This is a genomic window from Thermodesulfobacteriota bacterium (assembly GCA_040758155.1).
Taxonomy (GTDB): Bacteria; Desulfobacterota; Deferrimicrobia; order Deferrimicrobiales; family Deferrimicrobiaceae; genus UBA2219.
This window is the reverse complement of the sequence record JBFLWB010000077.1, coordinates 1-9,789: the sequence shown is the minus strand read 5'-3', so window position 1 is coordinate 9,789 and position 9,789 is coordinate 1. Positions and strand designations below refer to the sequence as shown.

Genomic DNA, 9,789 nt, shown 5'->3' with positions numbered 1-9,789 from the left:
CTCCCGGATGCGCTCCTGCTCCTCGCGTTGGAGGCGCAGCCGCTCCTCCTCGGCGGCCCGCCGGTCCCGCTCCTCCTTTGCCTGCCGGAGCTGCCGGTCCTTCTCGGCCTGACGCAGCCGTTCCAGCCGGAGGCTCTCCTCTTCGGCATTTCGTGGAACCGCCCTGAAGCCCGCGGCATCTTTCGTCGCAGGCGGGTCCTTGACCGTCACGGTGTGCGTCGTCGCCGCCGATTGTCCGTAACGGTCGACGGCCGTCAACGCCACCGTATAGCTCCCGGCCCGGGGGTACGTGAGCCGGACGGATTTTGTCGAACCCTGCGGGGCGGCGGCATCGGACCGCCACTGGAAGGTGCACGGGCACAGTTCCGCCTCGTCGCCCACGGCGGCGGACAGCGTGACCTGCTCCCCGGCTGCCGCCGGCTGCCGGTCGGCGCCGATGCTCACCGAAAGCGGCTTGGGGACGAAGATCGCGGCGGCGGCCGTCGCGGAGCGCCCCTTGGCGTCTCCCACGATGAGCGTGACGCGCTTGTGCCCCGGCGTCCTCGGCGTGAACGTGACGCTTCGCTTGCCCGCGACCGACCTGCCGTCGGAGGTTTCCCAGCGGAACGTATAACCGTCCGCCTCGTTCACAGGGGCGCCGCCGAGCGTGACGTTCGCGACCAGGGTCACGGCGGTCCCGATGCGCGCCTGCGCCGGTCCCCCGATGGCGGCGCCGAGCGCGGTCCTGTCGCCGGCGGCGCAGGCCGCGGCCCTCTCGGGCAGATGCGCGTTCCTGCCGACCGCCTCCCGGGCCCGTTGGGCGGCGGCCTCGATCTCCCCCACCGCATCCTCGGCCGTGGCCACGGCCTCGCAGCCCCGGGCGGCCTCCCGGGCTTTCGCGAAGAGCCCGTCCGCGCCGGCGAAAAGGTTCTCCATCTCCAGGGACCACTGCGCCACCGGGGCGGCTTCCCCTTCCTGCGCGGCGCACTCCAGAGGAGCGGGCGTCTCGTGCAGGTCGTTGCGAAGGACGGCGACGTCGTTCAGCGATCGCTCCAGTTCCTCTCTATAGACCGGCGACGGAGCATTTTCGGGGAGCAGCCCGGCAAGGTGGCCGATGCGGGCTTCGATGGCGGCGCGCTTCGCGGCCATCTCGCCGCGGAGGGCTTTCAGCGCCTCGTTGCCGGCCGTCCGCTCGGCGGCGATCGCGTGGATCGCCGCGTTGTTCGCGCCCATGCGGGCGCGGATATCTTCCGCCGCCGCCAGCCGGGACGCGGCGCCGTCGGCCGCGGCCTTGAGATCGCCCAGCCGCTTGTTCCGGCCCCTGGCCGCAGTCGATGCGGCGGCCATCCCGGCGGCCGTGCCCTTGCACTTGTCGTATATGCTCCGGATCTTGTCGGCGTCGGCCTTGCCCGAGCAGCTTCCGGCCGCGGCCAGGGCGATCTCGATATCCCCGGCGACCCGTTCTTCCTGCCCCTTCACCGATGTGCGGAGCGCGGCGATCTCGGCGGCGACGGCGGCGCCCCCGGCGCAGCCGCGGCTCTGCGCGACGACCGCTTCGGCGGCCGTTTTGAGCTGCCCTGCAAGCGCTTCCGTCTCCTCGCGCAGCGCCTTCGCCGAGGCGCCCTGGGCGGACAGCTTCCCGCAGAGCCCGCCGTGCCGGGCGGCCAGCGACCGCAGCCCCTGGATTTCGCCCCGGACGCCCCCGGCCAGCTCGCCGAAGCGCGGCAGCAGCTCCTTCTGCTGCTGCCGCAGCCGGTTTTCGGCCTCGACGGCCGGCGCTTCGGCCCAGCGCATGCCGCCCTTGTAGACGCCGTATGCGGCCAGGGGGATGCCGGCCGCCGTCATGGCCGTGGTGAGCGCAGTCATGGTGGCCGTGCTGACCCCCAGGGCGGCCAGCGTCTCGAAGGCGACACCGCCGGCGCCCGCTGCCACGCCGCCGCCCATGACCACGAAAGCGAACTCCTTGAAGCACTCCTGGTCGCCCCGCCCCTCCGCGACGCACGCCTGGTAGTTCACGTAGAGGTCCGCCAGGCCGAGCGCGCCGCCCACGGCATTCCCCACACGTCCGGCGCTCCCGGCCGCGGGCTTTTCGGCAGGACCGGCCGCACCGCTCCGGGAAGGCGCGTTCTGCGCCGCCGGTCGCGGCTTTGCGCCCGTCCCCTTTCCTGGCGCTTCGACCGGCTCGACGGTCGCCGCCGCGGGACTTTTCCCGCCGGCATCCAGCGCCGCCTTTTCCTTGGCGGCGCGCTCAAGCCTGCTCAATTCCATCCGGTCGCGCACGTTGTCCACCACAACGTCGGGCGCCGCCGGCCCCTTGCTCCCGGGAGCGCGCAGTTTCTGCGATTCCTCGACCAGCCCCGCTCCCTTGTTGATGATGGATTCCGGCGTTTCACCCATGGCCGCCAGCCGTTGGCGCCCCTCGGCCGGCGAGATCCGCCCCTCGGCGACCTCCTTGAGGATGGCCGATCCCTTGACGACCTGCTGCGGCACCTTGCCGCCGGCGGCCTCGACCCGCGGCTTGATCTGCCGATCGAACTGCTTGTCGTACTGGCGGGCCTGCTCCAGCCATTGCCCCTGGGCCTCGTTGTGCCTCCCCATCCGCTCGAGCTCGATGGCCTTCTGGCGCGGGGCGTTGCTCTTGTCCTCGATGGCCTTGGAGATCTGCGCCGGGTCGCGGAGCTGCTGGTCCTTCGGCCCCGTGATGATGCGCGAGCCCTCGCTGCGGCTGCCTCCGTAGGCCTCGCGGTGGCGGTAATCGGTCACTTCCACCGCCTGCCCCTCGGCGAAGGCCGACGCCGCTTCGCGCGTCGGCGCCTTGCCGCCGTGGTACGCCTCGTAATACGAATCGTGCACGACGGGACGGGAAACCTCCACGGGAACGTCCATCCCCCGGACCCGGGCCGTCAGGTCCCAATCCTGCCCCACCTTCGGTTTCGCGGACGGATTGGTCGCCTCGAAGAAGGTGACCTCCTCGGGCTTCACGCCGTAGTGTTTCGCGATCCGCTCCCGGGCCAGCTCCCGGGTCCGGTCCTTGACAGAGTCCAGGACGCCGTTGAGCCGTCCCTTCAAGGCGTCCGAGCCTTTCTGGTTGACCCGCTGCACCGCGATGGGGTCCTTCTGCAGCCGCAGCGCCGCTTCCCGGGCCGCGGCCTCCCGGCCGGAATCGGCGGCCCGCTCGAAATCCGCGATGAGGGAATCGGCGTTCCGCACCGCATCGGCGTACGGGTCGCCGGCGGCGCCGGCACGGGCCGAAGGTCCGACCGCAAGGATCCAGGCGATGCAGAAAGGGAGAGCGAGGCGAAGTGTCTTTTTCATGGCACCCTGTTCCGCCGCAAGCGTTGATGGAAACGTTTATCGGCGGAATGAAGGGAAATTTTCAGCGAAAGATCGGGGGAATTGCGGCGATTCCGAAGCCGGGCGCGAGCCCGCCCGACCCGACCGCCCATTCCTTGAAAACGGGTGGGGAGACGGGCGGGACGTTGGGGGCTTACTTCCCGGTCCTGAACGCCGTGTGGCTGTCGATCAGGTTGCGGTAGTCGGGGATGTGGGCGGAAAGCAGCGCGGCCAGCCCGGCGACGTCGTTCCGCCAGTCGCGGTGCAGCTCGCACGCGACGCCGAACCAGCTCATCAACTGCGCGCCCGCGACGGACATGCGGGCCCAGGCGGCATGGCGCGTCACCTCGTCGAAGGTGCCCGAGGCGTCGGTGACGACGAACACGTCGAAACCTTCCTCCAGCGCCGACAGCGCGGGAAACGCGACGCACACCTCGGTCACGATCCCGGCGACGATGAGCTGCTTCCTGCCCGTCGCCTTGACGGCCTCGACGAAATCCTCGTTGTCCCAGGCGTTGATCTGTCCGGGGCGGGCGATATAAGGCGCTCCCGGGAACGCTTCCTTGAGCTCCGGCATCAGCGGCCCGTTCGGGCCTTCCTCGAAACTGGTCGTCAGGATGGCGGGAAGCTTGAAGTACCTGGCGAGATCGGCCAGCGCCAGGACGTTGTTGCGGAACTTGTCCGGGTCGATGTCGCGGACCAGGGACAGCAGCCCCGTCTGGTGGTCGACCAGCAGGACGGCGGCGTTGTTTTTATCGAGACGGACATAGGATTTGCTCATGGTCGCTCTCCTTGGCCGTAAGATGCATTTTTCCGCCCGGAGAGTTCCCGCAGCCCATGGAGAATCGAACCGGAGGAATATACTGAAGGAAACCGGGGGCGACCCATGACCGTGCGCGAAACCGGCATCTTCTACCATCCTTCCTTTTCCCGGCGCAGCTACCTGACGGCCGGGGCCCGGCTGGCCGACTTCCCCGCGGCGCTGGACGGTATCCTCGGAAGCCGCACCGTGCGGATGTACGAGCCGGCGCCCGTGTCGCGCGATCTCCTCCTGAAGGTCCATACGGCGGACCTGATCGAGCGGGTCAAGGGCGATCCCCTCTGCGCAACTGCGTGGCACTCGGCGGGAAGCGTCGTCCTGGCCGGGGAGAAGATCGCGGAAAGCGAGATCGCCAACGCCTTCGCGTTCATCGGCGCCGGGGGGCACCACGCGGGGCGCGAATACTTCGGGGGATACTGCTGCTTCAACGACGTCGCCCTCTGCATCGCCAACCTGCGGGAGAAGTTCGGCTTCCGCCGCTTCGCCATCCTGGACACCGACGCCCACCACGGCGACGGTACGCGCGATCTGTTCTCGGGCGATCCCGACATCCTCCACGTCTGCTTTTGCGACAGGGATTACGAATCGCCCGACGGCGCAAAGGTCGACGTGGCCGCTCCTTCCTTCCGGGACGGTTTGCGGGAGGGGCGGTCCATGAACGATGTCTATTTCGAGCGGGTGGCGCGGCAATTCCCGCGCCGAGCGAGCGATTTCCGGCCCGACCTGCTCTTCTGGTATTTCGGGTTCGATACGCACGAGGGCGACTACGGCGACATCGGCCTGACCGGGCCGTGCTATTGGAATATCGCCGTTTTGATGCGCGAGATTGCGGAGGCGGTCTGCAGGGGGAGGCTGGAAGTGGTCCTCGGCGGCGGTTCGCTGACCCGCCTGGCCACTGATCTGATCCCCCCGATCATCGAGCGGTTGTCGGACCCTCGCCCGGGGTGAGAACCCTTACCGGGACTTGATGAAGATCCCCTTCCTGTACTCGTCGAAAGCGACGCGGAGCTCCTCCTCGGTGTTCATCACGATCGGGCCGTACCACGCCACCGGCTCGCCGATCGGCTTCCCCGCGACCAGGAGGAAACGGACTCCCCCTTCCCCCGCGGTCACGGATACCGCGCCGCCGTCTCCGTAAAGGACGAGCGTCTCCGGGCCGCAAGTGCACTGCCGATCCATGTCGAAATAGTTCCGTCCCGCCTCCTCTCTGGAGTATGGATCCCGTCCCGGGTCGAAGTAACCGGCCCCTTCGAAGACGTACGCGAAGATCGTGTGCCCCTTTTTCACGGCGTGGTGGAAATTCGCCCCTTTCGGGACCGTGACATCGAGGTACTCCGGGTCGGTGACGATGTCCCGGACCGGCCCTTCCGCCCCGTTCGCCCGCCCGCAGATGATCTTCACCTTCGCGCCGCCCTCAAGGACGACCTCGGGGATCTCCCCGCTCTTCACGTCCCGGTACCGCGGGTCCATCATCTTGCGGGATGCGGGCAGATTGGCCCATAACTGGAATCCTCCCATCCGCCCTTGCGCGTCGCCCTTCGGCATCTCCTGGTGGACGATGCCGCTTCCGGCGGTCATCCACTGGACGTCGCCTGCGGAGATGTCCCCCTTGTTGCCCATGCTGTCGCCGTGCTCCACTTCCCCCTCGAGAACGTAGGTGATCGTCTCGATCCCACGGTGCGGGTGCCAGGGAAATCCGGGGAGATACTTCGACGGGTCGTCCGAGCGGAAGTCGTCGAGGAGCAGGAACGGGTCGAGCAGTGGCACCTCCTGGTTGCCGAAGACGCGCTTGAGGTGGACGCCGGCCCCTTCGATCGTCGGTCTGGCGCGCCACACCTTCCGGATTCCTCTCACGGTCGTCATCTCCCGCCTCCTCACGAATCTCCGGTTCCGTCTCAAAAGCCATCCGGCAAGCATCCGAGAAACATCCAGCCCTTCTTGTGGAGATTCCTGCTTATGATGCAAATTCTCCGAATTGGAATCATCGAGGCGATCGCCGCAAGACCCGATGGCAGCCGGACAGCCGAAAAAGAAATGGAAAGGGCGGCCCGAAGGCCGCCCCTTCCATCACCGGAACGCGGGTCGGCTAATTTGGGAGGCTTGCCGTCAACCCGCCGACAACGATCACCGAAACGGGCATGTCCACCACCGGGGTCGTATCCACGTCCTGATTGCCGAGCGGGTCGCCGTTCAGCTTCGTCAGGAGCCCGTCGGCGTCGACCCTCATCCTCGCAATCAGGTCGCCGTTATAATTCACCGCGAATGCGAACCGGCCGCTCCGGTCGACCGTGATGGCGTCCGATCCGTGGCTGACGAACAGGCTGTACGGCGAGCCGGCCATCGGCGTCAATAACCCCGTGTCGAGATCGAGCGTGCTGGCCCCGACATCGGCAACGTTGCTGCCATAGAAGGAGTTGTAGAGAACGCTCTTGGTCGGATGGAAAAAGAGTCCGTGCCAGGAGTCGGTCCCGATGAAGGGACCGAACGGGGAACCCGCCACCGCGGTCAGGGCACCCGTCCCGATGTTGATGGAGAAGCCGGCAAGCATGCTCGTACCCGCTTCGCCTTTTGCGAAGAGGTACGCTCCCGTGGGATCGACCGCCACGCCGTAAGGGGAGGTCACGCCCGTAGCGTAAGGCGCGCCCGCCAGCCGGGTGAGGGCCCCCGTGGCCTGGTCGATGCCGAACGCGTCGACCGTGTCATTCCCGGCCACCGCCAAGTACAGGTATTTGCCCGACGGATGCACCAGGATATCTCCGCGCCCGACATTTCCGATCGCGAAGGGCGAGCCGTCGACCGCCGTCAGGACGCCCGTGGCGGGATCCATGCGGAAGGCGTATACATTCCCCGAAACGTGGGTGGCGTAGACGAACCGTCCCATCGGATCCACCGCGATGTTCAACGTGTCGTTGGTGTTGTCGGTCGGGAACGGCGAGCCTGCAACGAGGGCCAATGCGCCGGTCACATTATCCACCGAATAAACGCTGACTCCCTGTCCTATGTGCGTGGAGAACAGGAACTTCCCGTTCGGATCGCTCAGCACCTTGAAGGATGCCGCGGCGAACGGGGAGCCCGCGATCGGCGTCAGAGCGCCGTTGTCGGTGTTCAGCGTGAACCCCGAGATCCCCCTGTTCGCGCCGGCCACATACACGAACCTCGGCACGAAGGCGAGGACGTTGACCGTCATCGTCGCCGCATTCGTCCCGTCCACGCTCAAGGAGTAGGTGGTCGTGGTCGTGGGCGATACGGTGATCCCGACGCCGCTGGTGACCGGGATGTTGCCGGGATTGATGATGCCCGTCGTACCGGTGAACGTCGCCAGCAGGATCGTCCCCTGCCCCTCGGTGATGGTGGCGGGATTCGCATTGAGGACCGCTCCGACGGCCGCATTGACGGTGTAGGTCAGGGTCGTGGAGGTATTGTCGGCCGCGGTCACCACGCACTGGAGCTGGATGGCGCCGGCGGCCGTGGGGGTGAACGTGACCGTAGGCGTGATCTCGTCGATGAGCGTGGCGCTCCCCGACGCGACGCTCCAGAGATAGCTGCTGTTGTCCTGCGCGGTCGCGGAGGCGGTGTAGCTCTGGTTCACCGTCGCACTCGGGGGCGCCGGGACGGTCCAGCCCGGGGTGATTTCGAGGGTGACGCCGGGCGCGGCGGTCGGCAGAGGAACAGGATCGTTGTTGCTGCAGGCGGACGCCCCAAAAACGAGCATGGCCAGTACCAGCATGACTGCATTGGATCGGAATGCTTTTCCTGCCCCGGTGGAACCAGTACCCATTTTGAGTCGCATTCTACGCCTCCTGAGGATGGTTGCGGCTGCATGTCAGGAATGCAACGCTCCGCTACGTATCGGTTTCCGCGGGTCAAAAATTTAACGGTTCATGAGATTTTTTTCGGGAAGGAGCGCGATCCCGCTGAAATCGATGGGGAAGTTATCGTTCCTGTTCGAAAACGGGTAGAGCGGCGTTACCAGGAAGGCGGGCGGCTTGAGGTCCCTGGCCGCCTGACCGCCGGCCTGATCCCTCCCCTTATCGAACAGCTGTCGGAGACCCGTCAGAAACCGGAGAATCTCCGCGTTTCTCTTCCTTCTCTATCTCATCGAGCCGGCTTCTCAGCGAGGGGTTTGCCAGGTAGATTTCCATCCGCACGTCGGGGTTGCCGTCCCGGTAGCGTTCCACGATGCTCTCCGGATGATTCATGATGGATTCCTCCCGATCTCCCGCGGGTGGGGCAGCAGGTGCGCCACGCCGGCGCGTACGACGTCCGGGTCCGGCATGATCCTGCGATGTCCCAGGCCGCGTGCAGTCAACAAGGTTGCCGGTCCGTCCTGTCGGCACAGCGCTTCCGCATGGGGTGCGCAAAAAGACAACGTCCTGAAAAGCCGGCGCACGGCCCATTCCCGCATTGTATCGGAACGAACGTTCGTGCTATTTCGACAGGAAACATACGCCTTATCCGCCATAACCGCTCCTTAAGGAATCTTGGGGAGGCTGCGCGCCGGTGGGCGCGAAGGGCGCTTTTTCGGTTCTGCCGGCGGGAGAATCCTGCGGTACGACTTGAGTAGCTGTTCGAGCGCGACCGCCTGGCGCTTCTGCGTCTCGGCGCTGTCGAGCAGCGTGTGGTACAGGTGGAATCCCAACAGCAGCGAGTAGATTTCGAACGCGAACTGGTCGCAGTCGATCTCCTCCCGGAAATCCCCCGCCTGCACGGCGGACCGCGCGACGCGCCGCAGGCAGTCGTGCCACCACTCCTGCTGCGCCAGCAGGAAATCCCTCACCTTTCCGGGGCGATTCTTGAAATCGGTGCTCGCGGTCACGAAGATGCATCCGCCCGACAGGTTGTCGGAGTATCGGATCCAGTTTTCGACCAGAGCCCGCACCCTCGGCTCCCCGGCGGCGACGCGCAAGGCCGGGACGATGCAATCCCTGGAAAAGATCTCTCCCGCGTATTTCAGCAGCTCGATCTGAAGGTTTTCCTTGGATTGGAAATGGGCGAACAGCCCGCTCTTGGACATGCCCGTCGCCTTGGCCAATTCGCCGATGGTGACCGCCTCCAGCCCCAGCCGGCTTGCAAGGTCGAGTCCGGCCTCCAGGATGGCCATCCTCGTGTCCGCGCCTTTTTTCATACGCCCATAGTTAGCACGATCGTTCGTGCCGGTCAATGGAGGTCATTCTTATTCCCCGCCTTCGTCGAGCTTTCGGTGTTTTCGCACGTTGAAGACTTTCCATCGCAGGCCGGGATGCGATCGAATCGTTTCCCTTAGGGCCGGGTCGCCCGTAAGCAGTTCGGGTGTGATCTCGCCCTGGCCGTTGAGCCGGTCGAAGAATTCGGTTTCAGCGGGTCGCATCGGCAGCGCGAACGAAAGAAGGCTCCGGCAATCTTTGACGAGTTGATGAGTCCACTCCGCAATCCGGTTCCTGGGCGGCGCCAAGTCAGCGCGCAATAAAGGAAGAAGCATCCGGTCGACTTCCTCCGGGGTGGCTCGGATATCTTCCGCTGAAACCGTGCGTCAGTCCTTCCGGTTGATGCCGCCGTAGACAACGAACGCGAGGCGCAGTTTTTCCCGATCGAGGTCTTTCCGGGACAGGATTTGCCGTGCGTCGAAGAGGTCACGGCCTGCCGAACGCGCGAGCAATGCCGCCATCTTCCCTGCCGCG

At 66.2% G+C, this 9,789-nt stretch carries 9 protein-coding genes; 1 reads left to right on the top strand and 8 read right to left on the bottom strand.

The features are described from left to right. Both AB1346_04685 and ycaC read right to left on the bottom strand, forming a co-directional pair. Positions 1-3,294 (bottom strand): PKD domain-containing protein (locus tag AB1346_04685; GenBank protein ID MEW6719729.1); only part of this gene is annotated, 3,294 nt, incomplete at its 3' end. Between the two features lie 172 nt (positions 3,295-3,466). Then, on the bottom strand, positions 3,467-4,093 hold the full coding sequence (gene ycaC / locus AB1346_04680) for an isochorismate family cysteine hydrolase YcaC (GenBank protein MEW6719728.1): 627 nt from the start codon (positions 4,091-4,093) through the stop codon (positions 3,467-3,469). A 105-nt stretch (positions 4,094-4,198) separates the two neighbouring features. Between ycaC and AB1346_04675 the strand changes: the two genes are divergently transcribed. Further along, entirely contained in the window at positions 4,199-5,080 is an 882-nt protein-coding gene (locus AB1346_04675; protein MEW6719727.1) for a histone deacetylase, read from the top strand. Positions 5,081-5,086: 6 nt separating this feature from the next. Here the strand turns inward: AB1346_04675 and AB1346_04670 are convergent, their stop codons facing one another. The 6 genes from AB1346_04670 to AB1346_04645 all read right to left on the bottom strand — a co-directional run bounded on the left by AB1346_04670 (position 5,087) and on the right by AB1346_04645 (position 9,776). Beyond that, a complete protein-coding gene (locus tag AB1346_04670) occupies positions 5,087-5,995 on the bottom strand; it encodes a pirin family protein (GenBank protein ID MEW6719726.1) in 909 nt (302 codons plus the stop codon). A gap of 223 nt (positions 5,996-6,218) precedes the next feature. After that, entirely contained in the window at positions 6,219-7,859 is a 1,641-nt protein-coding gene (locus AB1346_04665) for a beta-propeller fold lactonase family protein (GenBank protein MEW6719725.1), read from the bottom strand. A 301-nt stretch (positions 7,860-8,160) separates the two neighbouring features. Continuing rightward, positions 8,161-8,331, bottom strand: coding sequence for a hypothetical protein (locus AB1346_04660; GenBank protein ID MEW6719724.1), 171 nt, complete (start codon positions 8,329-8,331; stop codon positions 8,161-8,163). 272 nt (positions 8,332-8,603) lie between these two features. After that, positions 8,604-9,257, bottom strand: coding sequence for a TetR/AcrR family transcriptional regulator (locus tag AB1346_04655; protein MEW6719723.1), 654 nt, complete (start codon positions 9,255-9,257; stop codon positions 8,604-8,606). Between the two features lie 48 nt (positions 9,258-9,305). Continuing rightward, on the bottom strand, positions 9,306-9,590 hold the full coding sequence (locus AB1346_04650; protein ID MEW6719722.1) for a hypothetical protein: 285 nt from the start codon (positions 9,588-9,590) through the stop codon (positions 9,306-9,308). Between the two features lie 51 nt (positions 9,591-9,641). Continuing rightward, positions 9,642-9,776, bottom strand: a complete 135-nt coding sequence (locus AB1346_04645) for a hypothetical protein (GenBank protein ID MEW6719721.1) — start codon at positions 9,774-9,776, stop codon at positions 9,642-9,644. Positions 9,777-9,789: the final 13 nt, after the last annotated feature.

Coding starts and splice junctions, on each gene's coding strand:
- ycaC (MEW6719728.1), bottom strand. CDS start 4,093: ATGAGCAAATCCTATGTCCGTCTCGATAAAAACAACGCCGCCGTCCTG.
- AB1346_04675 (MEW6719727.1), top strand. CDS start 4,199: ATGACCGTGCGCGAAACCGGCATCTTCTACCATCCTTCCTTTTCCCGG.
- AB1346_04670 (MEW6719726.1), bottom strand. CDS start 5,995: ATGACGACCGTGAGAGGAATCCGGAAGGTGTGGCGCGCCAGACCGACG.
- AB1346_04665 (MEW6719725.1), bottom strand. CDS start 7,859: ATGCTGGTACTGGCCATGCTCGTTTTTGGGGCGTCCGCCTGCAGCAAC.
- AB1346_04660 (MEW6719724.1), bottom strand. CDS start 8,331: ATGAATCATCCGGAGAGCATCGTGGAACGCTACCGGGACGGCAACCCC.
- AB1346_04655 (MEW6719723.1), bottom strand. CDS start 9,257: ATGAAAAAAGGCGCGGACACGAGGATGGCCATCCTGGAGGCCGGACTC.
- AB1346_04650 (MEW6719722.1), bottom strand. CDS start 9,590: ATGCTTCTTCCTTTATTGCGCGCTGACTTGGCGCCGCCCAGGAACCGG.
- AB1346_04645 (MEW6719721.1), bottom strand. CDS start 9,776: ATGGCGGCATTGCTCGCGCGTTCGGCAGGCCGTGACCTCTTCGACGCA.